This window comes from Pseudomonas sp. PL-6 (genome assembly GCF_054110165.1).
In genome coordinates, this window is sequence record NZ_CM134189.1 from 3,949,623 (window position 1) to 3,974,908 (window position 25,286).

Here is a 25,286-nt window from a genome sequence, read left to right on the forward strand (position 1 = left end):
CGGATTTATCCGCGAATGTCGCGGCTCAAGCTGCTTCCACGGCCAATCAACGACAACGGGGCCTTAGAGCAGGGCTATCAGCAGGCGCGGCTCCCCCGCAGGAAGGCGGCCGCAGCGGCCAGGCGGACTTTCTCGCCGCGCTGGAACGGCGGGGCGTGGTGCGCCGGCCATTGCTGGAGTCGGATCTGCGCTGGGATATCGCCTTTATCTGGCGGCGCGACGCCTACCTGTCACGCGCGGCGCAGGCCTGGCTGGAGCTGCTGGACGAGTCCCCGGCGCCGTAGGCCGCCTGCGGGGTCAGCCCTGCAGCGCGGCGGCGAAGGCCTGCAACCAGGGCTCGGCGTCGCGTTCCGGGGTGACCGTCTCGCTGGCGTCCAGGCGCAGCATCTCCACCACTTCGCGCAGACCCAGCTCGGCGTACAGCTCGCGCACCAGCTCACCGCCGCCGCAGAAGCTGTCGTAGCTGGAATCGCCCAGCGCCAGCACCGCGCCGGGCAGCCCCTGCCAGGCCGGCAGGCGGTCGCGAATGGCGCCGTACAGCGGCAGCAGGTTGTCCGGCAGCTCGCCCATGCCGGTGGTGGAGGTCACGGTGAGAAAGGCCTCGGGGCCGAAGGCCAGCAGCTCTTCCAGGCTCAGGTTCGGCTTGTGCCAGGCCTCCAGCCCGGCGGCCTGGAGCAGGCGCTCGGCGTGGCGGGCAACTTCTTCGGCGGTGCCGTAGACCGACCCCGAGAGGATGGCGACTTTCATGACAACTCCTGAAACAGTGGCAAAGGCGGCGCATTATGCCGCAAGTGGACAGCCCGACCCGATGTTTTAGAATGCAGCGCACATACCCTGCGGAACCGCGCCCATGATCAACGCCAAACTGCTGCAACTGGTAATCGACGCCTCCAACGACGGCATCGTGGTGGCCGAGCAGGAGGGTGACGACAACATCCTGATCTACGCCAACCCGGCTTTCGAGCGCCTCACCGGCTACGCCAGCGAAGACATCCTCTACCAGGATTGCCGCTTCCTGCAGGGCGACGACCGCGACCAACCCGGCCTGGACGCCATCCGCCAGGCGGTCAAGACGCAGCAGCCGTGCCGGCAGATCATCCGCAACTACCGCAAGGACGGCAGCGCCTTCTGGAACGAACTGTCGATCACCCCGGTTTTCAACGAAGGCGACCAGCTGACCTACTATATAGGTATCCAGAAGGACGTCACCGAGCAGGTCGAGGCCCAGCAGCGCGTCAAAGCGCTGGAGGCGGAGCTGGCCGAACTCAGGGCACGCCTGGATAACTGACGAACGCACACAACTCTCGCTGCGGGACGCGGTCTGAAGGTGCTGGACTCTAGGTAGTATCCGCCATGCAAAGCGACCCGCTGCTGACCCAAGCCGAGTTGGATTTCATCCAGCAACTCAGCTCGCATCAACCCCGCAAACGCCGCCCCAGTGAAGCGCAAACACGACGCCTGGCCATCGGCGCACAATTGCGCGAACTGCTCAACCAGTTGAGCAGCGACGAACAGCTCAGCCTGGACACCCACAGCGACAATCAGCACCTGAGTTTTCCCTTGCGCCTGATCCAGGACGGCCAGAGCGGTTCACGCCTGGAGCTGGACGCACCGCTGATCTTCGAGCAAGGCGTCAGCGAACGTCCATGGCGCCTGTCCCTCACCGCCCCGCTGCCCCTGCTGGACCGACGAGAGCGCCCCAGCGGCCTGCAGGTAGTGGAGCTGTCGAACAACGGCATGCTGGTGCAGCACAACAATCCCGGCAACCCGGCCAAGGATCAGCTGCTGCAGCTGCTGTTGCCGCAACAGCGCCGCGTGCAGTTGCGCGCCCGCCTGGTACGGCGCATCGGCAAGGCCCGCTACGCCTACAGCCTGCAAACCCTGCACGACGAAGACGAGCAGACGCTGCGCCAATACCTCTTCGAACAGCACAGCGACCGCCAGCGGCGCAGCGACCCGGTCACCTGAGCGCCGCCGCGGAAGAAAAAATCCGATAGCCGAAGGGGATCGGAGAGGGCTGGCTATCGGATTGCGCAGTCGGTCGAGCTTCCGCCGTGCAACCTCAGCGGCCGCGAGTCGCGACGGTAAGCCCTACACACGATCACAATGTACAACTCTTGTACAACTAATTTTCGTCACCGACAAGCGTTTTCGCGCACGCTCACGCGCCCGGCCTCCCGGCAGACGGGATAAGCGGCACGTGCGGACGGGGATCAGGTATCGAGGTGACCGGCGAGAAACTGCTGCAGACGTCGCTGCATCAGCCGCCCTTCATTGCCCAGGCAGGCAATCGGCGAACCGGTCAGGCTCTCCTCGGCCAGGTCGGCGCTGTCGCCGGCCAGCAACAGCGGGCAGTCCAGCGCCAGCGCCAGGCGCGACAGCTGCCGCGGCAGCTCGTCGCTGGGCGGCTGGTTGCTGAACAGCACCAGCGCCTGCGGCTGCATCTTCTCGCACACCAGCGGCAGCTCGGCCAACGGCTGGCCGACGCCGAGCACGCTGACGCCGATATCGAGGCTGCCCAGCAACAGCGCGGCGACCAGCAGCTCCAGCTCGCGACAATGCCCCGGCAAGGCGGCGAGCAGCACCCTTTCCTCGACGCTGCCGCGACCCAGTTGCAGGCGCTGCAGGCAACGTCCGCGCAGGAAGCTGTCGAGCAGCAGCCATTCGCTGCACTGGCCGAACTCGTCCTGGCGCAGCAGCAGGGTCTGCCACACCGGCATGAGGATGTCCTGGAACACCACCGGCAGCGGGTAGGAGGAGAAGATCTGGCCGTACAGGCGCTCCAGGCGCAGCTCGTCGAAATCGCCGAGGGCGCGGCGGACCTGCCCCTGCCACTCGCTCCATTCGCCGGCGCTGACTTCCTCGTAGGCCGGCGTCGCCGCGCTGCGGGCGCCGGCGCTCTTGGCCAGGATCTTGCCGACCTTGCTCACCGCCACGCCGCGCTCGATCCAGGCCAGGATGCTGCGCACCGCCTCGATGTCGGCCTGCGAATACAGGCGATGGCCGCTGTCGGTGCGGGTCGGCTGGATCAATCCGTAGCGTCGCTCCCAGGCCCGCAGGGTGACCGGGTTGACGCCGGTCAGGCGCGAGACTTCGCGGATCGGGAACAACTCTTCCTGTTTCAGGGCGCTGGACGCGAGCAGAGGGGCACCGGCGAGTTCAGGCATGGCTTCGGGCATCGCGGCAGAAAAGGTGCCGGCATTGTAACCCAGGCCCCGACGCGCTTACATTGTACAAAACCTGTACAAGGCATCCCCATGCGCGATCCCACCTGGCCACTCACCCTCTACTACGACGGCGCCTGCCCGCTCTGCGCCCGCGAGATCGCCCTGCTGCGCCGCCATGCCGCCCGCGAACGGCTGCAGCTGGTGGATATCGCCGCCGCGGACTTCGACCCGCAGCCGCTAGGCCTGGCGCTGTCGACCCTGCAGGCCCGCCTGCATGCACGCTGGGCCGACGGCCGCTGGCTGGTCGGGCTCGATGCCAGCCTGGCCAGCTGGCAGGCCGCCGGCCTCGGCGCCTGGGTCGCGCCGCTGGGCTGGCGCGCGCTGCGCCCGCCGCTGGAGTGGGGCTATCAGCTGTTCTGCCGCCTGCGCCCGCACCTGGCGCGGCTGCCGCACCCCGATGGTGCGCGGCGCTGCCGGCAGAACGCGGCCTGCACGCCGCCACGCCCGCCATCGCGCGACGCTGGCTAATTGGCGCAAAAGCGGAATAATCCTTGCTGCATTCCTACCCGGCGCATCACCCCGCGCCGCGTACGCCCCAGGCCACACCCCGGCCACGGGCCAGCTTCGAGGAGATACACGATGTCCCCGGTTACCCTGATGGTGGCGCGCCGCGTCGCCCACGGCCGCTATCACGACTTCATCGCCTGGCTGCGCGAAGGCGAACACCTGGCCACCGACTTCCCCGGCTACCTCGGCTCCGGCGTGCTGGCGCCGCCGTCCGGCGACGACGAATTCCAGATCGTCTTTCGTTTCAGCGACGAGCAGACCATGGCCTCCTGGGAGCATTCCGCCTCGCGCCAGGCCTGGCTGCAGCGCGGCAGCGGGCTGTTCGCCCAGCCCCAGGAAAAACGCGCCGTCGGCCTCGACGCCTGGTTCGGCAGCGTGCACCGCCAGCCGCCGCGCTGGAAGCAGAGCATCGCCATCTGGCTGGCGTTCTTCCCGGTCTCGCTGGCCTTCAACCTGCTGTTCGGCCCGGCGCTGGACGACCTCTCGCTGGTCGTCCGGGTGCTGCTGAGCACCCTGGCCCTGACCCCGCTGATGACCTACCTGTTCATCCCCCTGGCTAGCCGCCTGCTGGCGCCCTGGCTGCTGGCCGACAGCGGACGCCTGGACGGACGTCAGGGCCTACCCGGCAAGCCCTGATCAGAGCGGCAGGCGCAACCCGGCGTGGCCCTGGTGCAACGCCGGTCGAGCGATGATTTCGTCGTGCGCCTCGCTCTGCAGCAGGTACAGAGCATCCACCCCGCACTGGCGCAGACGCCGCTTCAGCGGCGCCAGCGCCAGGCTGGGCGGCCCCAGCCAAGGGCGACGCCCGTCGGCACACAGCGCCCGCGCGCGGTAACCCGCCGCGCGCAGCACCAGCACCTCGATGCGCAGCACGCTTCCCGCGCGCCAGGCCGCACGCAACTCGCGCCAGCTCATCCACACCTCACACTTATACAGATAAAAGTTTTTTGTACATGCAAAGAGCAAATTTTCTACAGGCCAGAGAAAATTAAAAACCCTTGAAGCTCAATGAAATAGCGAAAACAAGCGCTTTTCCTGAAAAACCACAGGCGCGGCATGGTTGTACAAGTTGCCGAGCTGGTATAGCTTTACTCCAGGTTCGGCCGGTGCCGTTTCCCTACTGGTCAGGTAACCCGAAGCGGTGCCGCTGAACCCTCCCTTTTTCCGCCAGGGCCCGAAATGAGCGCTGCCAGCCTTCCCATCCTGATCACCGGCGCCAGCCAGCGAGTCGGCCTGTACTGCGCCGAACGCCTGCTCGATGCCGGCCAACCAGTGATCCTCAGCTACCGCCACGAACGCGAGGGCGTGCAGCGCCTGCGTCAGCGCGGCGCCCTGTGCCTGCCGGCGGACTTTCGCGACGAGGCCAGCATCCTCGCCTTCGTCGACGCGGTGAAATGCCACACCGACGGCCTGCGCGCCATCGTCCACAACGCCTCGGACTGGCTCAGCGAGACGCCGGGCGACGAGGCGGCGGCCTTCCAGCAGCTGTTCGCCGTGCACATGCTCGCGCCCTACCTGATCAACCTGCACTGCGCCGAGCTGCTGCAGCGCGCCAGCCCGGCCGACATCGTCCATGTCAGCGACGACGTGACGCGCAAAGGCAGCGCCAAGCGCCCCGCCTACTGCGCCAGCAAGGCCGGCCTGGAGAGCCTGACGCTGTCATTCGCCGCACGCTTCGCGCCGCACATCAAGGTCAACGGCATCGCCCCGGCGCTGCTGATGTTCAACCAGGACGACGACGCCGAGTATCGCCAGCAGACCCTGGCCAAATCGGCGCTGGGCATCGAACCCGGCCCGGAAGCCTTCTACCTAAGCCTGCGCTACCTGCTGGACAACCCTTACCTGACCGGCACCACCCTGACCCTCAACGGCGGCCGCCACCTCAAGTGAGGCGGCGCCAAGGACACTACCATGCACCCACATCTGCCCCAGCACTACCGCGAAATCCTCATCGGCCTGGGCGAGAATCCCGAGCGCGAGGGCCTGCTCGACACCCCCAAGCGCGCGGCCAAGGCCATGCAGTACCTCTGCCACGGCTACCAGCAGTCGCTGGAAGAGATAGTCAACGGCGCGCTGTTCGCCTCGGACAACGACGAGATGGTGATCGTCAAGGACATCGAGCTGTACTCGCTGTGCGAGCACCACCTGCTGCCCTTCATCGGCAAGGCGCACGTCGCCTACATCCCCACCGGCAAGGTGCTGGGCCTGTCCAAGGTGGCGCGCATCGTCGACATGTTCGCCCGCCGCCTGCAGATTCAGGAGAACCTGACCAAGCAGATCGCCGATGCGATCCAGCGCGTGACCAACGCCGCCGGCGTCGCCGTGGTGATCGAGGCCAAGCACATGTGCATGATGATGCGCGGGGTGGAGAAGCAGAACTCGGTGATGAGCAGCTCGGTGATGCTTGGCGCCTTCCGCGAGTCCTGCAACACTCGCCATGAATTTTTGCAACTGATCGGACGGAACAAGTAATGCCGCGACTGGAACCCGGAATGGCGCGCATCCGCGTCAAGGACCTGCGCCTGCGCACCTATATCGGCATCAAGGAGGAGGAGATCAACAACAAGCAGGACGTGCTGATCAACCTGACCATCCTCTATCCGGCGGTCGACGCCGTGCAGGTCAACGACATCGACCACGCGCTGAACTACCGCACCATCACCAAGGCGATCATCGCCCACGTCGAGGGCAACCGCTTCGCCCTGCTCGAGCGCCTGACCCAGGAAATCCTCGACCTGGTCATGGCCCACCAGGCGGTGCGCTACGCCGAGGTGGAAGTGGACAAACCGCACGCCCTGCGTTTCGCCGAGTCGGTGTCCATTACCCTGGCCGGCCACCGCTAAGCGGCGCCGCGGTCGGCTTGCCGGCCCCGCGAGGGGCTCTTATCATCGCCGCCACCGCCCGCCCCGGAGAGCCCGAGATGACCGAGCAAGAACGCCTCGAACTGGAAGCCGCCGCCTTCCGCAGCCTGGTGCAGCACCTGCGCACCCGCCCCGACGTGCAGAACATCGAGCTGATGAACCTGGCTGGCTTCTGCCGCAACTGTCTGTCCAAGTGGTACAAGGCCGCCGCCGACGACCTCGGCGTCGAGCTGAGCCCCGACCAGGCCCGCGAAGCGGTCTACGGCATGCCCTATGCCGAGTGGAAGGCCAAGTACCAGAAGGACGCCACACCCGAACAGCAGGCCGCCTTCGACAAGGGGAACAAGGCATGAGCGCCCTCGCCGACTTCCGCCGCCGCCTGCAGCAGGACGACTTCGCCTTCGCCGAGACCCTGGCCTTCGTCGCCGCGCACTACCACTACCAGCCCAGCGCCTTTCGCAACGGCAGCGTGGACAACGCCGCCGGGCAGAACGAAGGCTCGTGCAAGACTCTCGGCCTGGCCCGGCTCGAAGGCTTCAGCCTGGACGAAACCCTGCGCTGCTTCGGCGAACACTACCGCAGCGTGCTGGCCACCCCGGACGGCAGCGACCACGGCAATATCCGCGCGCTGATGGCCCACGGCCTGGATGGCGTACGGTTCGAGCAGGCACCGCTGCGCCGCCAGGACTGATCCAGCCGCGCAACAATTTGCGCAACTGTCGGCAAAAGCTGACAGACATCACAAAACCAAGCGCTTATCCTGCGCGCCATGAGAGTCACCAGGGAAGGGGCTCGGCGCGATCCGTGCGGCACTTCCCGTGGTGCGTACACGGCATGGAGTCGCCCGATGCAGCAAACCCTGGTATGGAAACCCTGGAGCAACCCCGGCGTGGAGACCCTGCGCCTGAGTCAGGACGAGGCCGGCATCCACGCCAGCAGCCACCTGATGCAGAGCCTCAGGGGCGACAGCATAGTCGCCAGCTACCTGCTCGACTGCGACCCGCGCTGGCGCTTTCGCCGCCTCTGGCTCAAGGTGGACAACCACGGCCCGCGCAAGCTCTGCCTGCAACGCGATCTCCGCGGCAACTGGCTGCACAACGGCGAGCCGCGCCCCGATCTGCAGGGCTGCCAGCACGTCATGCTGTCCGCCTCGCCCTTCACCCACACCCCGCTGCTGCAACGCTGCGCCCTGGAAACCGGGCAGAGCGATGAGGTCCAGGTGGCCTACGTCGACCTGCTCAGCTTGCGGATCGAGCCGCGCCGCCAGCACTACCAGTGCCTGCAGCGCCGCCCGGGGCAAAACCTCTACCGCAGCCAGGCCGAGGGCAAGCCGAGCTGCGAGTTGACGGTGGACGACCAGGCCCTGCTGCTCAAGGCCAGCGAGCAGTACCTGCGCATGAGCCAGCGCGGGCTGAAGATCAGCACCCTGGTCTAGCGCGTAGCGCTAGATCGGCAACTGCCCGAACGCCCAGCGCAGCAGGAAGAACACCAGCAGGCCGCCGCCGATGGTCGCCAGCAGGTGGCGGGTGAAGACGGCGATGGCGATGGTCGCCAGGCCGGCGAGCAGGTAGGCGTTGTCCAGGCTCGGCGCCCAGTGCGTGCCGTCCGGCAGCAGCATGCCGGGCACCACGATGGCGCTCAGCACCGCCGTCGGCACGTAATGCAGGCCCTGGCGCACCAGCGGCGGGAAACGCAGGTCGGGAAAGGCGAATAGGCTGTAGCGGGTGGCGAAGGTGATCGCCAGCATGCCCAGGATCAGCAACCAGATATCCATCACACCAGTTCCTCCTGCAAGTCCGGCTCGCGCCGCTCCAGCCACACCCCGACCACAATGCCGCTGGCCGCCGCGGCCATCAGCCCGAGCTTGTAGGGCAGCGCATGACAGGCCAGCGCCACCGCCGCGGCGACCAGCGCCGCCGCCATCTGCGGCTGGCTCCTGAGCATCGGCACGACGATGCCGATAAAGGTCGCCAGCATGGCGAAATCCAGCCCCCAGTCGCCGATATTCGGCACCGCCTGGCCGAACAGCACGCCGATCAGGGTGCACAGCAGCCAGTTGCCGTACATCGCCAGCGCGGCGCCGAGAAAGTACCAGTGCCGATACGGCGCGCTGTCGCCGCGGGCGTAGCGCTGCAGCACCACCGCATAGGCCTCGTCGGTCAGCCAGAAGGCCAGCGGCATGCGCCAGCGCTTGGGCAGGTGACGCACGTAGGGCTGCAGGCTGGCGCTGTACAGGGCATGGCGCAGGTTGACCACGAAGGTGGTGAGCAGCACCACCGCCATGCCGGCGCCGCCGGCCAGCAGGCTGACGGCGATGAATTGCGCCGAACCGGCGAACACCAGCGCCGACATGCCCAGGGTCTGCCAGGGGCTGAGCCCGGCGGCGCCGGCCAGGCTGCCGAAGATGATGCCGAAGGGCATGGCGCCGAGCAGCATCGGCAGCATGTCGCGGGCGCCCTGGGTGAATTCGAGATGACGGGACATGGAACCTCCTTGGGCCGCTCAGTCTAACCGGCGCCCGCGAGCAGGTTCTTGAACGATCTTGCGCCGCCAGGGTGCGCCGTGCGCAGCGAGTCTGGGCCGATCTCGCGGATTTACTGGCGACGGGCCCTGCGGTATTCGCCCGGCCCCACGCCATAGGCCTGTTTGAACTGCCGCGTCAGATGGCTCTGGTCGGCGAAGCCCAGTTGCGCGGCGACGCCGGCCGCGCTGCAGCCGCTCTTGAGCAGGGCGCGCGCCTGCTCCAGGCGGCGCTGCTTGAGCCAGGCATGCGGCGGCAGGCCGGTGGCGCGGCGAAACACCCGGGCGAAGTGAAAGGGCGACAGATTGACCGCCGCCGCCAGCGCCTCCAGCGACGGCGGCTCGCTCAGCTGGCTGGCCAGCAGTTCCTTGGCCAGCGCCACCGCCCGCGGTTCCTGGCCGACGCCACGCGGCGCCGGCTGGCGCGCATAACGCTGCAGCAGCTCGAGCATCGCCTCGCGCCACAGGGTCTGACGCTGCAGCGCCTCGCTGTGCGGATCCTCCAGCAAGCGGTGCAGTGCGCTCAACCGCGACGCCAGGACCGGATCATGGTGCACGCTGTCGTGGAACATCGGCGGCGCAGCCGGCGGCTGCTCGAGTTCGGCCAGCAGCACCTCGAAGGTGCCGGGCTGCGGGTAGAACACCCGGTACTGCCAGCCCTGCTCGACGCCCTTGGAACCGGTGTGCACCTCGTCCGGATTGAGCAAGGCGATGCTGCCGGCGCCCGCCAGGTGGTCGACGCCGCGATAGCGATAGCGCTCGGCGCCGGCTTCGAGCACGGCGATCACATGGCCGTCGTGGACGTGCGGGGCGAAACGGTGCTCGATGAAGCGCGCGGACAGCAGCTCCAGCCCGTGCAGATCGTCGCTGGCGCTGAACCGCGCGCGTTCGCCTCCCGCCAATGGCTGCATGGCTCAGGCGCCGAAGCGCGCCTCCAGCTTCTCGCGCACCTGCGGCCACTCCTGATCGGTGATGCTGTACAGCACGGTGTCGTCGAGGCGGCCGTCGGCCAGGCGCCGGTGGTTACGCAGCAGCCCCTCGCGCACGGCGCCGAGCTTCTCGATGGCGCGCTGCGAGCGCAGGTTGCTGGCGGCGGTCTTCAGTTGCACGCGGACCATGCCCCAGTTGTCGAAGGCATGCTTGAGCATCAGGTACTTGATGCTGGTATTCAGCCCGCTGCCGTGCTGGCCGCGGTCGAGCCAGGTCCAGCCGATCTCGCAGGCCGGCAGGTTGTTCATGAAGTCGCCGAAGCGGGTGGTGCCGACCAGCTGCTCGCCGAGGCGGATGACGAACGGCAGGGCGCGCAACTCGCGCAGATCGCTCAGGGCGCTGCGATACCAGTCCAGGCGCTGGGTGCCGCTCATGTACAGCAGCTCGTCGCGATTGGCCTCGGCCAGCGCCACCAGCGCCGGGATATCGGCGTCGGCCAGCGGCTCCAGGCGCAGGGCGCCGCGTTGCAGAGTCACCAGTTGCGGCTTGAACATAGGGTCCCTCCTCGGACAGCCTCGCAAGCCGATCACGCTATCAGGCGCGCGCCTGCGGCACAATTGGCCTGCGCTGCCCCGCTCGCTGCGACCTTGGTCGCAACTGACGCGCGCGGGCTTTGGTGCAACACTGCTGCTTATCGCCGCCGGCCGTGCCGGCGTTCCGTTCTCTCCTGCGTTCCGGAGTCCGCATGTCGCTGTCCCCCGGGCTGATCGCCGCGGTCGCCCTGATCTACATGGCCATCCTCTTCGCCATCGCCTTCTATGGCGACCGGCGCAGCACGCCCATGCCGCCGAAGGTGCGCGCCTGGGTCTACTCGCTGTCGCTGGCGGTGTATTGCACCAGCTGGACCTTCTTCGGCGCGGTCGGCCAGGCCGCCGAGCAGCTGTGGTCGTTCCTGCCGATCTATCTGGGGCCGATCATCCTGCTGCTGAGCATGCCCTGGGTGCTGCAGAAGATGGTGATGATCAGCAAGCAGGAGAACATCACCTCGATCGCCGACTTTATCGCCGCCCGTTACGGCAAGTCGCAGTCGCTCGCCGTGGTGGTGGCGCTGATCTGCCTGGTCGGCGTGCTGCCCTATATCGCCCTGCAGCTCAAGGGCATCGTCCTCGGCGTCAACCTGCTGATCGGCGAGCACGCGCTGGATACCGGCACCAGCGCCCAGGACACTGCGCTGATCGTGTCGCTGGCGCTGGCGCTGTTCACCATCCTGTTCGGCACGCGCAACCTCGACGTCACCGAGCACCACCGCGGCATGGTGCTGGCGATCGCCTTCGAGTCGCTGGTCAAGCTGCTGGCCTTCCTCGCCGTCGGCGCCTTCGTCACCTTCGGCCTGTACAACGGTTTCAACGACCTGCTCGATCAGGCGCACAACACCGCCGAACTGGAGGCTTTCTGGAACGAGGCGGTGAACTGGCCGGCGCTGCTGGTGCAGACCGGCATGGCGATGATCGCCATCGTCTGCCTGCCGCGGCAGTTCCACGTCACCGTGGTGGAGAACATCGAACCCAAGGACCTGCGCCTGGCGCGCTGGGTGTTCCCCGCCTACCTGGTGCTGGCCGCACTGTTCGTGGTGCCCATCGCCCTGGCCGGGCAGATGCTGCTGCCGGCCGGCATCACCCCGGACTCCTTCGTCATCAGCCTGCCGCTGGCCGAGGCCCATCCGGGTCTGGCGGTGCTGGCCTTCATCGGCGGCGCCAGCGCTGCCACCGGCATGGTGATAGTCGCGTCCGTCGCCTTGTCGACCATGATCTCCAACGACATGCTGCTGCCCTGGCTGCTGCGCCGACAGAGCACCGAGCGGCCGTTCGAGGCCTTCCGCCACTGGATGCTCACCGCGCGCCGGGTCAGCATCGTGCTGATCCTGCTGCTGGCCTACGTCTGCTACCGCCTGCTCGGCGAGGGCGCCAGCCTGGCCACCATCGGCCAGGTGTCGTTCGCCGCCATCGGCCAGCTGGCGCCGGCCATGTTCGGCGCCCTGGTGTGGAAACAGGCCAACCGCCGCGGCGTGTTCGCCGGGCTGATCTTCGGCGCCCTGCTGTGGTTCTACACCCTGGTGCTGCCGCTGGCGGCGCGCGGCATGGGCTGGTCGCTGGCCAGCTTCCCCGGGCTGAGCACCCTGCTCTACGCGCCCATCGGTCTGCAGGTCGACCCGCTGACCCGCGGCGTGGTGCTGTCGCTGGCCGGCAACCTGCTGCTGTTCGCCTGGGTCTCCTGGTTCTCCCGCACGCGGGTGTCGGAGCACTGGCAGGCCGGGCGCTTCATCGGCCATGACCTGGGCACCAAACCGAGCAACCGCAGCCTGCTGGCGGTGCAGGTCGAGGACCTGCTGCTGCTGGCCAGCCGCTTCGTCGGCGAGGAACGCGCGCGGCAGAGCTTCGTGCGCTTCGCCGAGCGCCAGGGCAAGCCGTTCGAGGCCAACCAGCCGGCCAACAGCGAATGGATCGCCCACACCGAACGCCTGCTGGCCGGCGTGCTCGGCGCCTCCAGCACCCGCGCGGTGGTCAAGGCGGCCATCGAAGGCCGCGAGATGCAGGTCGAGGACGTGGTGCGCATCGTCGACGAGGCGTCCGAGGTGCTGCAGTTCAATCGCGCCCTGCTGCAGGGGGCGATCGAGAACATCACCCAGGGCATCAGCGTGGTCGACCAGAACCTGCGCCTGGTGGCCTGGAACCACCGCTACCTGGAGCTGTTCGACTACCCCGAGGGGTTGATCTACGTCGGCCGACCGATTGCCGAAATCATCCGCTTCAACGCCGAACGCGGCATGCTCGGCGGCGGCGACGTCGAGGAGAACGTGGCCAAGCGCCTGTACTGGATGCGCCAGGGCACCGCGCACAGCTACGAGCGGGTGTTCCCCAACGGCCGGGTGATCGAGCTGATCGGCAACCCCATGCCCGGCGGCGGCTTCGTCATGAGCTTCACCGACATCACCGAATTCCGCGAGGCCGAGCGGGCGCTCAAGGAAGCCAACGAGAGCCTGGAGCGGCGCGTCGCCGAGCGTACCCAGGAGCTGTCCAAGCTCAACCAGGCGCTGACCGAGGCCAAGGCCCACGCCGAGGCCGCCAACCAGTCGAAGACGCGCTTTCTCGCCGCGGTCAGCCACGACCTGATGCAGCCGCTCAACGCCGCGCGGCTGTTCTCCGCGGCGCTGGCCCACCAGGACGAGGCGCTGCCGCACGAGGCGCAGGAACTGGTGCGCCACCTGGACAGCGCGCTGCGCTCGGCCGAAGACCTGATCACCGACCTGCTGGACATCTCGCGCCTGGAGAACGGCCGCATCGCCCCGGACCGCCACCCCTTCGCCCTGGCCAGCCTGTTCGACACCCTCGCCGCCGAGTTCGGCGTGCTGGCCGCCGAACAGGGCATCGACCTGCGCGTGCGCGGCAGCCGCCAGTGGATCGACAGCGACAGCAAGCTGCTGCGGCGCATCCTGCAGAACTTCCTGACCAACGCCTTCCGCTACGCCAAGGGCCGCGTGGTGCTCGGCGTGCGCCGCGAGGGCCAGCATCTGCGCCTGGAGGTGTGGGACCGCGGCGCCGGCATCCCCGAGGACAAGCGCAAGGTGATATTCGAGGAGTTCAAGCGCCTGGACAGCCACCAGACCCGCGCCGAGAAGGGCCTGGGTCTGGGCCTGGCGATCGCCGACGGCCTGTGCCGGGTGCTCGACCACCGCCTGGAAGTGCGTTCCTGGCCGGGCAAGGGCAGCGTGTTCAGCGTCAGCGTGCCGCTGGCGCGCCAGCCGGCGGCCAGGCCCAAGGCGGCGGTCGGCAGCGAGGTCAACGGCCAGCCGCTGCAGGGCACCCAGGTGCTGTGCATCGACAACGAGGACAGCATTCTCACCGGCATGCACAGCCTGCTGTCGCGCTGGGGCTGCCAGGTGTGGACCGCGCGCAACCGCCTGGAATGCGAGCACCTGCTGAGCGAGGACGTGCGCCCGCAACTGGCGCTGATCGACTACCACCTCGACGAGGGCGAGACCGGCACCGAGCTGATGGCCTGGCTGCGTACGCGCCTGGGCGAGCCGGTGCCCGGCGTGGTGATCAGCGCCGACGGCCGCCCGGAGCTGGTGGCCGAGGTGCATGCCGCCGGCCTCGACTACTTGCCCAAGCCGGTCAAGCCGGCCGCCCTGCGCGCCCTGCTCAGCCGTCATCTGAGCCTGCGCGGCTAAGCGCGCGATTCGCCGCTGTGAAGCGACTTCCGCGCGCGGCGCGGATGCCATCCGGGGAGTGCCTGCCCCGGCGGCATCCGGGCTGCCTCGGGCTTGTCCGGGCCAACTGATCTGCCGCAATACCCGCCGGCGCCTGCCGACTAGACTGCCAGCATCCCCCGCCCAAGGACGCGCCATGCCCGACGAGCTGCAGACCCTGCTGAATTTCGCCAGCGCCCTGGCCGCCGGTCTGCTGATCGGCGCCGAGCGCGGCTGGCAGGAACGCCATGGCGACGACACCCGCCTGGCCGCGGGCATTCGCACCTACGGCCTGGTCGGCCTGCTCGGCGGCTTCGCCCTGCTGCTCGGCGAGCGCTTCGGCGTGCTCGCCTGGGCGGCGATCTTCCTCGGTTTCGCCGCCCTGGTGCTGACCGCCTATGCCGGCGACCTGCTGCAGCTGGGCGACCGCGGCCTGACCAGCGAGATGGCGCTGCTGATCACTTTCCTCCTCGGCAGCCTGGCCGTCGCCGACCAGGCGCCGCTGGCCGCCGCCGGCGCGGTGGCGGTGGCCTTGCTGCTGGGGCTGAAACAGGCGCTGCACGGCGCCCTGCGCCGCCTCAGCGAGGGCGAAGTGCTCGGCGCGCTGAAGCTGCTGTTCATCTCCCTGGTGCTGCTGCCGGCGCTGCCGAACCAGGGCTACGGTCCCTGGCAGGCGTTCAACCCCTACGTGATCTGGTGGATGGTGGTACTGATCGCCGCCATCGGCTTCGCCGCCTACGTGGCGATCCGCCTGGTCGGCACCCGCCACGGCCTGCTGATCACCGCCCTGCTCGGCGGCATCGTCTCGTCCACGGCGATGACCCTCACCCTCGCCCGCCTGCACGGCGAACGCCGCCTGCAGGCGCTGCTGGCCTGCGGCCTGCTGGCCACCTCGGCGCTGATGTTCCCGCGAGTGCTGCTGGAGGTCGGGCTGATCAATCCGGCGCTGCTGGCGCAGCTGTTCTGGCCGCTGACCGCCGCCGCGCTGGTCTACAGCGGCGGCGCCCTGGCGTTCTACCGCCTGGCCGGACGCGAGTCGGACGAAAGCGGCGAGCCGCCGCTGAAGAACCCCTTCGAGCTGGGCCCGGCGCTGCGCTTCGCCGCCCTGCTGCTGCTGATCCTGTTTCTGGTCGAAGGCGCGCGGCGCTGGCTGGGCGATGCCGGGGTGTATCTGGTGGCGCTGGTCTCGGGCCTGGCCGACGTCGACGCCATCACCCTGTCGCTGGCGCGCAGCGCGCAGCTGGACCTCGACCAACAGGTGGCGGTACGCGGCATCTTCCTCGCCGCGCTGAGCAACAGCCTGGTCAAGGCCGGCCTGATCGCCCTGATCGGCGGCCGCCAGCTGGCGCTGCGCACGGCGCCGGTGATGCTCGGCGGCTTGCTGGTCGGCGCGGCGCTGCTGCTGTTCTGAGCACCGGACGCCGCTCAGGGGCGCTGCAAGAACCCCTGCAACAGGCGATGCACCCGCTCGCTCAGCTCGCGGTTGGCGGCCACCGGCAGGCCGCGCGCCAGCTCCGCTTCCACCACCTGCTCGACCAGCGGGCGCAGCTGCAGCAGCTGGGCGCTGAGCGGCTCCAGCTGGTCGGCATGCGGCAGCGAGGTCTGCAGCAGCGGGTTGACCAGGTGGCCGACGATCATCTGCACGATGCCGGTGGCGACCTGCTCGACGTGGCCGCGAATCGACTCCAGCTCGCCCAGCAGCGCCGGCAGCGGGATGCCGGCGCGGTACAACTCGATCCCGGCGGCCAGCAGCCGCGGGCTGGGCACCGCCAGGTGATCGCCGGCGAACTGCAGCAGGCCGAGGGCCTGGGCGCGGTCGATCACCACGTCATCCAGATCCGCGCCGAAGATCGCCTGCAGCTCGGCGAACTCCAGGCGCCCGGGCTGCTCGGGCTCGCCCGGGCCGCGGATGGCCTGCTCCAGGCCCAGCACGTGGGCCAGGTCGCGGCCCTGAGCCCAGGCCTCGAACAGCTCGCGAATGCTGGCGATGCTGTAGCCGCGCTCGAGCAACTGGCCGATCAGTTGCAGCCGCGCCAGGTGCTCGCCGCTGTAGATGCCGACTCGCCCGCGCCGCTCGGGCGGCGGCAGCAGGCCGCGATCCTGATAGGCGCGCACGTTGCGCACGGTGGTCTGCGCCGCCTGGGCCAGCTCGTCGACCGTGTATTCGGCGACTGCCGCCGTGGCCATGGGGGCGGCGCTGCCGAGCAGGCGCTGGAAGAACAGGGAGGCTTGGGTCATGGCGCGATCATAGCCGCGCGCTTCGCCCGCCAACAACCGCGCCGGCGCCCCCAACCAAGGGCTGGACTTGCCCTGCCCGGCTCCCGCGGCAAAGTCGCGCCAGGCGCTATAACCCCTGATCTAGAGCGGCTGCAAGGCGCTCGGTAACGCCGTAACGCGGCCACCTGCCAGGCGCCGGATCGGCTAGGCAAGCGCGCAGCGGCGCTGAACAATGACGATGACATCGAGCAATGTAACCGTCACTTGCCGGAGCCTGCCATGCCCGCCTCTTCCATCCCCGCCGGATTCGCCCCATGAACGCGCCGCGGCCCCGTCACGAGCCGCCAGCGCAGCGCCTGGAGGTCCAGGGCGACGGCGTGCGCCTGCAAACCTATGCGTGGGGCCGGGCCGACGGCCCGACCCTGCTGCTGGTGCACGGCTACCCGGACAACCACGAGATCTGGCTGCCGCTGGTGCGCGAGCTGGCCGCCGAATACCGCATCGTCGCCTACGACGTGCGAGGCCATGGCGCCTCGCAGGTGCCGCGGCGCCTGCGCGACTACCGCCTGGACCGGCTGGCGAACGACCTGGAAGCGGTGATCCGCGCCGTCAGCCCGCAGCGCCCGGTGCATCTGGTGGCCCACGACTGGGGCTCGATCCAGAGCTGGGAGGCGGTCACTGAGCCGCGCATCCAGCCGCTGCTGGCCTCCTACACCAGCATCTCCGGGCCCTGCCTGGACCACGTCGGCCACTGGCTGCGCGAGCGCCTCAGCCTGCGCCGCCCGCAGGCGCTGGTGCAGGCGCTCAGGCAGCTGCTCAGCTCCTGGTATGTCGCCTTCTTCCATACCCCGTGGCTGCCGGAGCTGACTTGGCGCCTGGGCCTGGATCGCGCCTGGCCCTGGCTGCTGCGCCGCCTCGAAGGGGTGCGCGGTCTGCCGCCGAGCAGCAGCCAGCGCGGCGACGGCATGCGCGGCGTGCAGCTGTACCGCGCCAATTTCATCCGCAGCCTGCTGTGCCCGCGCGCACGCCGCACCCGGGTGCCGGTGCAACTGATAGTGCCGCTGGGCGACCGCTTCGTCCGCCCGCAGCTGTTCGACGACCTGGCGCACTGGGCGCCGCTGCTGACCCGCCGCGAGGTGCGCGGCGGCCACTGGCAGCTGCTGGCCGAGCCGAGCGCGCTGGCCAACTGGCTGCGCGAACATGTCGGCCGGCTGGAGAGCGCTCAGGGCGTCTCGAGATAGGCCGCTGGCGGCCGACGCAGCGCGAAGAAGCAAGGCCGCGGCGCGCCCTGCGGCCGTAACCTATCGCCTCGCCGCCGGCTACTCGCCCAGCTCGTCCAGCGCCGGCAGGTCGGCGGCGCGCTCCAGCAGCTCGGTAGGCAGACTCTTGCTGGCGCGGGCGCCGAGCAGCTTGAGGTTCTCCGCGCGACCGATCAGGTTGCCGCGCCCCTCCACCAGCTTGTTGCGCGCGCCGGCGTAGGCCTTGTCCAGCTGCTGCAGGCGGCTGCCCATCTCGTCCAGATCGGCGATAAAGGCGACGAACTTGTCGTACAGCTGGCCGGCGCGCTCGGCGATCTCGCGGGCGTTCTGGCCCTGGCGCTCCTGGCGCCAGAGGCTGTCGATGACGCGCAGGGTGGCCAGCAGGGTGGTCGGGCTGACGATCACCACCTGCTGCTCGAAGGCCTCCTGGAACAGATTCGGCTCGGCCTGCAACGCCGCGGCGAAGGCCGCCTCGATGGGCACGAAGAGCAGGACGAAATCCAGGCTGTGCAGGCCTTCCAGGCGCTGATAGTCCTTGCCGGACAGGCCCTTGAGGTGGCTGCGCAGCGACACCAGGTGCTGCTTGAGCGCCTGCTGACGGATCACCTCGTCGTCGGCGGCGACATATTGCTGATAGGCGCTAAGGCTGACCTTGGCGTCGACTATCACCTGCTTGTCGCCCGGCAGGCGAATCAGCACGTCGGGCTGGAAGCGCTCGCCGCCGGCGCCCTTGAGGCTGACCTGGGTCTGGTATTCGCGGCCCTTCTCCAGGCCGGCATGCTCCAGCACCCGCTCCAGCACCAGCTCGCCCCAGTTGCCCTGGGTCTTCTGGCCCTTGAGCGCGCGGGTCAGGTTGGTCGCCTCGTCGCCCAGGCGCTGGTTGAGCTGCTGCAGGCGCTCCAGCTCCTTGCCCAGGGAAAAACGCTCGCGCGCCTCCTGCTGGTAGCTCTCGTCGACGCGTTTCTCGAACGCCTGGATGCGCTCCTTGAGCGGGTCGAGCAACTGGCCGAGGCGCTGCTGGCTGCTCTCGGCGAAGCGCTGCTCGCGCTCGTCGAAGATCTTCGTCGCCAGCTCGGCGAACTGTGCGCGCAACTCGTCGCGCGCGCCCTGCAGGTCGTCCAGGCGCTGCTGCTGGTTGTCCCGCTGTTCCTGCAGCTCGGCGCTCAGCGCCGCGCACTCGGCGGTCAGCCGGCGCAGCTCGGCCTCGTTGCGCTCACGCTGCTGGTTCCAGCTCTGCGCCGCCTCGCGGGCGATCTGTCGCTCCTGCTGGAGCAATTCGTTCTCGCGGCGCAGGCCGGCCAGTTCGCTCTGCTGCTCGACCTTGATCTCGCTGACCTCGGCCAGCTCGGCGCGGCAGTCGTCGAGCTGAGCGGTCAGCCCGGCCTGGGTCAGCTGGGTATGCTCCAGACGCTCCTGCAGCAGCGCCTGCTCGCGCTCGGCGCGCGCCAGACGCCGCTGCCAGGCCCACAGCCCGGCCAGCAGGGGCAGCAGCGCAGCGGCGAACCCGAGCGCGAGGGATAACGGATCGAAAGACATAGACACTCCCTGTGGAACCGCCGGGCAGTATAACCAGCGGTGCAACCAGGGTCAGCGCGGCAGGCGTGCGAGCAGGCGCTTGGCCTCGTGGGAACCCTGGGCCGCGGCCTGCTCCAGCCAGTGACGGGCCTGCTGCGGCTCGCCGGCACCCGGCTGGCTGCACAGCCGCCCGAGCTCCAGCTGGGCGCGGCGGTCGCCGGCGCGGGCGGCCTGGCGCAGCAGTTCGAAGCCGATTCGGCGGTCGCGCGGGTTGCCGCAGTCGCGGCAGAGCAACTGGCCCAGGCGGCTTTGCGCCTGCACGCAACCCTTGCGCGCCGGCTGCTTGAGCAGGTTGCCGGCCAAACGCTTGACGCTGTGGGCATGGCCCAGGCGCGGACTGTCGAGTAGCCAGAGGGCGACGCGCATGGGCAGGCGCGAACTGACGGGAACCGTATCGAGGGACGTGGCGGATAAAGCGCGGGACATAAGACTGGGGGGGCTGGGGCAAGGGCGCGCCACTCTACTCCTTTTTTCGCCAAGGTAAAGCCTTGGCAAAAACGCCGAGCGGCGTTCTAGAGCAAGCGCTTGGGACAATCCACAGAAGCTGTGGATAACTCCGTGCACAACTTGGGCGAAAGGCGCCTCAGGCCCGATGCCATGGGCCTCGCAGACAAACTGTCGATTTTTTCACCAACGAAAAAATTGCATATTTTTCATTGACTTAAAAATCAAGCGCGGAAAATCAAGCGGTTACCGGCGATTCTGACAGTGACGTGACAGGCTGCTTCATCAATGTGCACAACTCGCTGCGGCATAACCGCGCAACGCTCTGTTTCGGGGCATCGCCAGGCGCTTGGCGCAGGGTTTCAGGCCGGTTGCGGCAGCCGTCCCTGCACCAAGAACTGCTCCCAGCGAAACAGTCGCGGCTGGTCCGGGGCCTGGGCATGCTTGAACGCCACGTACGCAGCGGTGGTTTCGCACAGCCAGGGCGTCAGGTTGCGCGGACGCGTCTCGGCGAAGGCCTGCGGCGCATAGAGCGCGACATTGCTGCCACCGTCCGGGCAACGCGCCGAACGGTACTCGAAGGCCTGTACCCCGGCCGCGCGCATCACCGCGCCCAGCTGCTGGGTCGCCCGGTAGTCGCTGGGATGAGCGAGCAGGCGCTGATGCTCGCTGAACGACGGGCGCTGCAGCTGGATGCCGCGCTCGACCCGGTAACGCGCCTCGAAGGTGGAATGCTCGGAGAGGATGCGCCCGCTGGGCGGCGGGCTGGCCATGCCGTGCCACAGCACGAAGCGGTAGTAGGCGGCCTCGGCCATGGCCGTCTCCAGACGCTGCGCGGCATAGAACAGACTCGGCTCGTGCACGCCGCCAAAACGCGAGCCCCAGCGCAGCGGCGGGTAGCGAAACGGCGTCTTCAGCAGGTAATGCAGCGGCTCGGCCGCACTCGGCAGCGGCGGCTTGCTGCTTTCCAGCAGTTCTTCGAGCAGCGCCTGCTCGGCCAGGTTGTCCACCAGCTGCAGGGTCGCCACCTGCACCTGGCTCTCCACCATGCGCAGCAGCTTGCCGCGCAACGGACGGATCTGCCGAGCGCCGTCGCAGCTGTGCCAGATATCCATGCCATCGCCCTCCCTGGTTTATGTCGTGCCTAGAACCTGTTTACGAGCTTGCGAGCTAGAGGTAAACGGTGGCGAAAACGGCCGAGAAACGTAGCGTAGCGGAGTAACAGCCGAAGGCTGACCCGCAGGGTGAGCGCAGCGAATCAAGCGGAGTTTACGCATGTAAATGAGCATTACTCGTTGCACTCGCCCTTCGGGCCGCGCTGAAGCGCGTTAGCCGCAAGCGGCTTGTCGAGACCGTTTTCAACACCGTTTAACCGACGCGCAGCAGGTCGTGAAAAGGTTCTCAGACCTTGCCGCGGATGGCGTCCAAGTACTCCACCACCCGCACCAGGCCCTGCACCTGGCTCATCTGCTGCAGCGGCACGCCGGCCAGGTGGCGGTTCTCGGTGCGCAGAAAGTGGCGCATGTCCTGCTGATTGCCGCCGAACAGGGCGAACAGCGCGCGGTAGACGCGGATCAACAGCAGCGCCAGCTCGCCGGTCTTGCTCTGCGGACGCAGGCCGCCCTGCTCGTTCCAGCGGCTGACCGCACTGCGGTGCACGCCGACGATATCGGCCAGCTCCTGCTGGGTCAGCCCCAGCTGTTCACGGGTATTGAGCAGGGCCTTGGCCAGCACCGCATCGGCGTCGGGCAGGCTGCGAGTCACTGCACTCATCGCGCATTCCTCCGTGTGTTTGTATCAATAGTAATAGTAAAAGCTGCAAATGCACAGCAACACCTACAACGGCTTGGCACTCGCCCGGGCATTGGGGTACCGTCCCGGCAGACACCGAGCAAGGAGAGAGCATGGGCCGCCGGCGCTTCTGGCTGGGCACCTGCGCCGGCGTACTGGGCGTGCTGCTGATTCTTGGCAGCTACGCCGGCTACCGCGTCCAGCGCCTGCTGAGCGAACAGGGCATCACCCTCGACTGGCAGGCACTGAGCCTGTCGCCGCGCGGCCTGCGCCTGGACGGCTTCAGCCTGCAGCAGGGCGGCGCCGCCGCCGGCCTGCAACTGCACGCCGGCCAGTTGCAGCTGGACTGGCTGGCCAGCGAGGCGCCGCGCTACCGCCTGCGCCTGCAGGATCTGCAACTGGAGTGGCAGCCGGGCCCGGCGGACGCAACCGCAGCGCCGACCGGCGACCTGCAGGCCCTGCTCGCGCGACTCGACGCCGCCCTGCCCTGGCTGCCGCGACGCCTCGAACTGCAGGCGGTGCAAGCGCAACTGCCCTGCGCCAGCGGCCGCTGCACGCTGCGCGGCGATGCCAGCGTGCAGGTACGCAGCGCCGGCCTGCAGCTGCATAGCCGGCTGCTGCACGACGCGCACCGCGCCGAACTGCAGGCCGAGCTGCAGATGCCGGCGCGCGACGTCCCGCTGCAGCTGCAGGCCGAGCTGCGGCTGGACGACCAGGCCCAGCTGCAACTGCACAGTCAGCTGCAGAGGCAGGCCGACGCCACGCGCTGGAGCGGCCGGCTGAGCATGCCGCAACTGGGCGAGGTGGCCTGGTTCGGCGACTGGCTGAGCCAGTGGCTGCTGAGCATGCCCACAGCGCTGCCGGCCACCCCGCAGCAGGCGCGCCTCGCCGCGCAGTGGCAGGTGCAACTGGCGCCCGGCCCCTGGCAACTGGACGACCTGCTCGCCGCGCCGGGCTGGCTGCGTCTCGATGCCCTGCTGCAACACCCCTGGCCGCTGCCTGCGCTGGGCCTGGTCAGCGGCGAGCTGGCGGTGGATCTGCATAACGCCGCCGGCCGCTGGCAGGCCCGCGAACTGCACGCCGACCTGCTGCTCGATCCCCAGGGAGCGCCCTGGCTGACGGCGCTGCCCGACGGACTGCGCCCGCAGCAGCTGCGCCTGCAGATCGCCCCGCGCGCGACGCCCACCAGCACGTCCGACGGCCTGGCCCTGCACGCGCAACTGCAGGGCCAGGGACCGCTGCGCCTGCAGGGCGAGGCCGATATCGAGCTGCAGCTGCAGAAGGACTGGGCGCTGACCCTGGCGCACCTGCGCCTCGATGCCGACGCCACCCAGGCCCGCCTGGCCGGCAACCGGCTCGACGACCTGCAGCTGCGGTTGCGGCTAAGCGGCCTGGCCGATGCCCAGCGCCTGGACTTCACCCTTGGCGAAGGCTCGCGAATCGCGCTCCGGCGCCTGCGCAGCGGCGAGCTCGAACTGCAGCAGCTGGGCGCCGAGCTGGGCACCCTGCGCCTGCACGGCACGCCCCAGACGCCGCAGCTCGAAGGCCCGCTGACGCTGCGCACGCAACGCCTGCAGCACCCCTGGTTGCAGGCGCAAGGCTGGCAATGGCAGGGCCAGCTGCAGGCCACGGGCGAGCGCCAGCACCTCGCCGGCAGCCTGCTGGGCGACGCCGGGTTGGGCCTGGCCCTGCAATTGGAGCGTGACGCCGCGGGCGAGCTGCGCACCGCGGCGACGCTCGAAGAACTGTTCCTGCGCGCCGGCAACCCGCTGCCGCAGCTCCTCGCCGACTGGCCGCCGCTGTTGTCGCTGGACAACGGCCGCCTGCAGGGTGAGGCGCAGCTGCGCCTGCCGCCGGGTCAGCCGCTGCAGGCGCAGCTGAGCCTCAACGCCCGGGGGCTGAGCGGCATCTACGACCGCAGCAGCTTCGCCGGCCTCGACGGCGAGCTGCGCCTGACGCTCGAGGGCGAGCACCTGGACCTGCACCTGCCGCAGTTGAGCGCGCGACAGATCGATCCCGGCATCGCCCTCGGTCCCCTGCAGCTGCAGGCCCGCTACCAGGCGACGCTGGCCCGACCGCTGGCCGGCGTGCTGAGCCAGCAGCGCGCCGAGCTCGGCATACTCGGCGGCAGCCTGAGCCTGGCGCCGCACCAATGGCGGCTGGACAGCCCCAGCCAGGTGCTGCCGCTGCGCCTGAGCGGCCTGGACCTGCAGCAGCTGTTTCGCGTCTACCCGGCCGAGGGCCTGGAAGGCAGCGGCCTGCTCGACGGCCTGATCCCCCTGCGCCTGGGCGACGGCGGCCCCAGCGTCGAGCAGGGTCTGATCGAGGCGCGCGCACCCGGCGGCCGCCTGCGCTTTCACTCACCGCGCATCCGCGCCATGGGCCAGGCCAACCCGGGGATGAAACTGGTCACCGACGCCCTGGAAGACTTCCACTACGACCTGCTAGGCAGTAGCCTCGACTATGATCAGTCCGGCACACTCAGGCTGGGCATGCGCCTGCAGGGACGCAACCCGGCCATCGAGCAGGGCCGGCCGATCCACTTCAACATCAACCTGGAAGAGGACATCCCCACCCTGCTGGCCAGCCTGCAACTGACCGCCAAGGTGAGCGAGATCATCCAGCAACGGATCCAGCAACGGATGCGCCAGCGTGTCCCCCAAGAAACCAAGGAGTAGCGCCATGCGCCTGTGCCGCTTCCTCGCAGTCCTGAGCCTGGGCCTGCTGTGCCTGGCCTGTACCCCGACGGTACAACTGGCCATGCCCAACGAGCCGATCAATATCAACCTCAACGTCAAGGTCGAACACGAGATCTACATCAAGGTGGACAAGGCCCTGGACAACGTTTTCAACGAAGACAGCGGCCTGTTCTAAGGAGAAGCCCGATGATTCGCCATATTTCGACCCTGCTGCTGGCGCTCTGCCTGAGCCTGCCGGCCTATGCGCTGAACCTCAACCAGGCCATGAGCGCCCTCGGCGCCGCCAAGGCCAGCGGCCAGCTGGGCGAGCAGCCCAACGGCTACCTCGGCGTGGTCAAGCCGGACGGCCAGGCCGAGGAGATCGCCCGCCTGATCAACCAGGCGCGCCGCGCCGAGTACCAGAAGGTGGCCAAAGACAACGGCATCGCCCTCTCCGATGTGGAAGCCATCGCCGGCAAGAAGGCCATCGACCGCACGCCCCAGGGGCAGTTCATCCAGTTGAACGGGCAGTGGCTGAAGAAGTAGCCACAGCCCAGCCGGAGCCCAAAAGCAAAGAACCCGCCGAGGCGGGTTCTTTCGTTTGCAAGCGCAGCGATCAGGCGCCGGCCTTGCTCACGGCATCCTTGATCAGGGTCTGCAGCTCGCCCTTCTCGTACATCTCGGTGAGGATGTCGCTGCCGCCGACCAGCTCGCCGGCCACCCACAGCTGCGGGAAGGTCGGCCAGTTGGCGTACTTCGGCAGGTTGGCGCGGATGTCCGGATTCTGCAGGATGTCGACGTAGGCGAACTTCTCGCCGCAGCCCATCACCACCTGCGCGGCGCGGGCGGAGAAGCCGCACTGCGGCGCGTTGGGCGAGCCTTTCATGTACAGCAGAACGGTGTTGTTGGCGATCTGCTCTTTGATGGTTTCGATGATATCCATGGGGCACCTCAGCGTAGACTTCCCGACCCCTCGGTCGGCACGGTGGCGCGATTGTAGCGAAAAGCCGAGCGCAATGCTCGGCCTTGCC

29 protein-coding genes and 1 pseudogene are annotated in these 25,286 nt (G+C 68.7%); 17 read left to right on the forward strand and 13 right to left on the reverse strand.

The genetic code is table 11. The features are described 5' to 3' along the window. Positions 1-26 precede the first annotated feature (26 nt). Positions 27-284 (forward strand): annotated as a pseudogene (locus ACW9UL_RS16990) (LysR substrate-binding domain-containing protein); the annotation flags it as partial. 13 nt (positions 285-297) lie between these two features. On the opposite strand, the gene ACW9UL_RS16995 reads toward ACW9UL_RS16990, so the two are convergent. Continuing rightward, positions 298-747, reverse strand: coding sequence for a flavodoxin (locus ACW9UL_RS16995; protein WP_021443845.1), 450 nt, complete (start codon positions 745-747; stop codon positions 298-300). A gap of 103 nt (positions 748-850) precedes the next feature. Here ACW9UL_RS16995 and ACW9UL_RS17000 point away from each other — a divergent pair, with 103 nt between their 5' ends. Then, the gene (locus ACW9UL_RS17000) at positions 851-1,288 is read left to right on the forward strand and encodes a PAS domain-containing protein (protein WP_397498332.1); all 438 of its coding nucleotides are present in this window, start codon (positions 851-853) and stop codon (positions 1,286-1,288) included. Between the two features lie 65 nt (positions 1,289-1,353). Continuing rightward, the gene (locus tag ACW9UL_RS17005; protein WP_457787740.1) at positions 1,354-1,968 is read left to right on the forward strand and encodes a PilZ domain-containing protein; all 615 of its coding nucleotides are present in this window, start codon (positions 1,354-1,356) and stop codon (positions 1,966-1,968) included. 245 nt (positions 1,969-2,213) lie between these two features. Here ACW9UL_RS17005 and ACW9UL_RS17010 read toward each other — a convergent pair whose 3' ends face one another. Then, positions 2,214-3,167 carry a MerR family transcriptional regulator gene (locus tag ACW9UL_RS17010; RefSeq protein WP_457787741.1) on the reverse strand — a complete coding sequence of 318 codons (954 nt, stop codon included), beginning with the start codon at positions 3,165-3,167 and terminating at the stop codon, positions 2,214-2,216. Positions 3,168-3,257: 90 nt separating this feature from the next. Between ACW9UL_RS17010 and ACW9UL_RS17015 the strand changes: the two genes are divergently transcribed. Beyond that, positions 3,258-3,695 (forward strand): thiol-disulfide oxidoreductase DCC family protein, encoded by a 438-nt coding sequence (locus ACW9UL_RS17015; protein ID WP_457787742.1) that lies wholly within the window; start codon positions 3,258-3,260, stop codon positions 3,693-3,695. A 111-nt stretch (positions 3,696-3,806) separates the two neighbouring features. After that, on the forward strand, positions 3,807-4,370 hold the full coding sequence (locus ACW9UL_RS17020) for an antibiotic biosynthesis monooxygenase (protein WP_457787743.1): 564 nt from the start codon (positions 3,807-3,809) through the stop codon (positions 4,368-4,370). On the opposite strand, the gene ACW9UL_RS17025 is transcribed toward ACW9UL_RS17020, so the two are convergent. Beyond that, on the reverse strand, positions 4,371-4,649 hold the full coding sequence (locus ACW9UL_RS17025) for a DUF6482 family protein (RefSeq protein WP_457787744.1): 279 nt from the start codon (positions 4,647-4,649) through the stop codon (positions 4,371-4,373). It lies immediately after the preceding gene. Between the two features lie 264 nt (positions 4,650-4,913). Between ACW9UL_RS17025 and folM the strand changes: the two genes are divergently transcribed. From folM to ACW9UL_RS17055, 6 genes are all read left to right on the forward strand, one after another. After that, the gene (gene folM, locus ACW9UL_RS17030) at positions 4,914-5,624 is read left to right on the forward strand and encodes a dihydromonapterin reductase (protein WP_397498336.1); all 711 of its coding nucleotides are present in this window, start codon (positions 4,914-4,916) and stop codon (positions 5,622-5,624) included. 21 nt (positions 5,625-5,645) lie between these two features. Continuing rightward, positions 5,646-6,206, forward strand: a complete 561-nt coding sequence (gene folE, locus ACW9UL_RS17035; protein ID WP_457787745.1) for a GTP cyclohydrolase I FolE — start codon at positions 5,646-5,648, stop codon at positions 6,204-6,206. After that, the gene (folX, locus tag ACW9UL_RS17040; RefSeq protein WP_031303127.1) at positions 6,206-6,577 is read left to right on the forward strand and encodes a dihydroneopterin triphosphate 2'-epimerase; all 372 of its coding nucleotides are present in this window, start codon (positions 6,206-6,208) and stop codon (positions 6,575-6,577) included. The genes folE and folX overlap by 1 nt, the downstream gene beginning before the upstream one ends. A 77-nt stretch (positions 6,578-6,654) precedes the next feature. Further along, positions 6,655-6,948, forward strand: coding sequence for a DUF1244 domain-containing protein (locus ACW9UL_RS17045; protein WP_021444042.1), 294 nt, complete (start codon positions 6,655-6,657; stop codon positions 6,946-6,948). After that, positions 6,945-7,286 (forward strand): HopJ type III effector protein, encoded by a 342-nt coding sequence (locus tag ACW9UL_RS17050; protein WP_021444041.1) that lies wholly within the window; start codon positions 6,945-6,947, stop codon positions 7,284-7,286. Before ACW9UL_RS17045 ends, ACW9UL_RS17050 begins: the two co-directional genes overlap by 4 nt. Before the next feature lie 156 nt (positions 7,287-7,442). Next, positions 7,443-8,030 (forward strand): putative glycolipid-binding domain-containing protein, encoded by a 588-nt coding sequence (locus tag ACW9UL_RS17055; RefSeq protein WP_021444040.1) that lies wholly within the window; start codon positions 7,443-7,445, stop codon positions 8,028-8,030. A 9-nt stretch (positions 8,031-8,039) separates the two neighbouring features. Here the strand turns inward: ACW9UL_RS17055 and ACW9UL_RS17060 are convergent, their stop codons facing one another. The 4 genes from ACW9UL_RS17060 to ACW9UL_RS17075 all read right to left on the reverse strand — a co-directional run bounded on the left by ACW9UL_RS17060 (position 8,040) and on the right by ACW9UL_RS17075 (position 10,599). Beyond that, positions 8,040-8,369 carry a branched-chain amino acid transport AzlD family protein gene (locus tag ACW9UL_RS17060; protein ID WP_457787746.1) on the reverse strand — a complete coding sequence of 110 codons (330 nt, stop codon included), beginning with the start codon at positions 8,367-8,369 and terminating at the stop codon, positions 8,040-8,042. Continuing rightward, a complete protein-coding gene (locus ACW9UL_RS17065; RefSeq protein WP_457787747.1) occupies positions 8,369-9,079 on the reverse strand; it encodes an AzlC family ABC transporter permease in 711 nt (236 codons plus the stop codon). The genes ACW9UL_RS17060 and ACW9UL_RS17065 overlap by 1 nt, the downstream gene beginning before the upstream one ends. 110 nt (positions 9,080-9,189) lie before the next feature. Next, positions 9,190-10,026 carry an AraC family transcriptional regulator gene (locus tag ACW9UL_RS17070; RefSeq protein ID WP_457787748.1) on the reverse strand — a complete coding sequence of 279 codons (837 nt, stop codon included), beginning with the start codon at positions 10,024-10,026 and terminating at the stop codon, positions 9,190-9,192. A gap of 3 nt (positions 10,027-10,029) precedes the next feature. Continuing rightward, positions 10,030-10,599, reverse strand: a complete 570-nt coding sequence (locus ACW9UL_RS17075; RefSeq protein ID WP_021444174.1) for a GNAT family N-acetyltransferase — start codon at positions 10,597-10,599, stop codon at positions 10,030-10,032. Positions 10,600-10,790: 191 nt separating this feature from the next. Between ACW9UL_RS17075 and ACW9UL_RS17080 the strand changes: the two genes are divergently transcribed. Next, positions 10,791-14,273, forward strand: coding sequence for a hybrid sensor histidine kinase/response regulator (locus ACW9UL_RS17080; protein ID WP_457787749.1), 3,483 nt, complete (start codon positions 10,791-10,793; stop codon positions 14,271-14,273). 175 nt (positions 14,274-14,448) lie between these two features. Further along, positions 14,449-15,702: an MgtC/SapB family protein gene (locus tag ACW9UL_RS17085; RefSeq protein ID WP_122108765.1), complete on the forward strand. Its 1,254-nt coding sequence runs from the start codon at positions 14,449-14,451 to the stop codon at positions 15,700-15,702. A gap of 14 nt (positions 15,703-15,716) precedes the next feature. Here ACW9UL_RS17085 and ACW9UL_RS17090 read toward each other — a convergent pair whose 3' ends face one another. After that, on the reverse strand, positions 15,717-16,529 hold the full coding sequence (locus ACW9UL_RS17090; RefSeq protein WP_457787750.1) for a MerR family transcriptional regulator: 813 nt from the start codon (positions 16,527-16,529) through the stop codon (positions 15,717-15,719). 293 nt (positions 16,530-16,822) lie between these two features. Here ACW9UL_RS17090 and ACW9UL_RS17095 point away from each other — a divergent pair, with 293 nt between their 5' ends. After that, positions 16,823-17,749, forward strand: a complete 927-nt coding sequence (locus tag ACW9UL_RS17095; RefSeq protein WP_457787751.1) for an alpha/beta fold hydrolase — start codon at positions 16,823-16,825, stop codon at positions 17,747-17,749. 78 nt (positions 17,750-17,827) lie between these two features. Here ACW9UL_RS17095 and ACW9UL_RS17100 read toward each other — a convergent pair whose 3' ends face one another. The 4 genes from ACW9UL_RS17100 to ACW9UL_RS17115 all read right to left on the reverse strand — a co-directional run bounded on the left by ACW9UL_RS17100 (position 17,828) and on the right by ACW9UL_RS17115 (position 21,559). Then, complete coding sequence (locus ACW9UL_RS17100; protein WP_457790981.1) at positions 17,828-19,189, reverse strand: DNA recombination protein RmuC; 1,362 nt, start codon at positions 19,187-19,189, stop codon at positions 17,828-17,830. 165 nt (positions 19,190-19,354) lie between these two features. Further along, complete coding sequence (locus ACW9UL_RS17105) at positions 19,355-19,708, reverse strand: tetratricopeptide repeat protein (protein WP_305955998.1); 354 nt, start codon at positions 19,706-19,708, stop codon at positions 19,355-19,357. A 440-nt stretch (positions 19,709-20,148) separates the two neighbouring features. Then, complete coding sequence (locus ACW9UL_RS17110) at positions 20,149-20,901, reverse strand: RES family NAD+ phosphorylase (protein ID WP_457787752.1); 753 nt, start codon at positions 20,899-20,901, stop codon at positions 20,149-20,151. Positions 20,902-21,187: 286 nt separating this feature from the next. Then, positions 21,188-21,559: an XRE family transcriptional regulator gene (locus ACW9UL_RS17115; protein ID WP_021445017.1), complete on the reverse strand. Its 372-nt coding sequence runs from the start codon at positions 21,557-21,559 to the stop codon at positions 21,188-21,190. Positions 21,560-21,690: 131 nt separating this feature from the next. Here ACW9UL_RS17115 and ACW9UL_RS17120 point away from each other — a divergent pair, with 131 nt between their 5' ends. Genes ACW9UL_RS17120 through ACW9UL_RS17130 form a run of 3 tightly spaced genes read left to right on the forward strand, consistent with a single transcriptional unit; the run spans position 21,691 to position 24,801 of the window. Continuing rightward, entirely contained in the window at positions 21,691-24,255 is a 2,565-nt protein-coding gene (locus ACW9UL_RS17120) for an intermembrane phospholipid transport YdbH family protein (RefSeq protein WP_457787753.1), read from the forward strand. A 4-nt stretch (positions 24,256-24,259) separates the two neighbouring features. Further along, positions 24,260-24,451 (forward strand): YnbE family lipoprotein, encoded by a 192-nt coding sequence (locus ACW9UL_RS17125; RefSeq protein ID WP_021445189.1) that lies wholly within the window; start codon positions 24,260-24,262, stop codon positions 24,449-24,451. A gap of 11 nt (positions 24,452-24,462) precedes the next feature. Continuing rightward, on the forward strand, positions 24,463-24,801 hold the full coding sequence (locus ACW9UL_RS17130; RefSeq protein ID WP_021445190.1) for a YdbL family probable chaperone protein: 339 nt from the start codon (positions 24,463-24,465) through the stop codon (positions 24,799-24,801). Positions 24,802-24,871: 70 nt separating this feature from the next. Here ACW9UL_RS17130 and grxD read toward each other — a convergent pair whose 3' ends face one another. Continuing rightward, positions 24,872-25,198 (reverse strand): Grx4 family monothiol glutaredoxin, encoded by a 327-nt coding sequence (gene grxD, locus ACW9UL_RS17135; RefSeq protein WP_457787754.1) that lies wholly within the window; start codon positions 25,196-25,198, stop codon positions 24,872-24,874. Positions 25,199-25,286 lie beyond the last annotated feature (88 nt).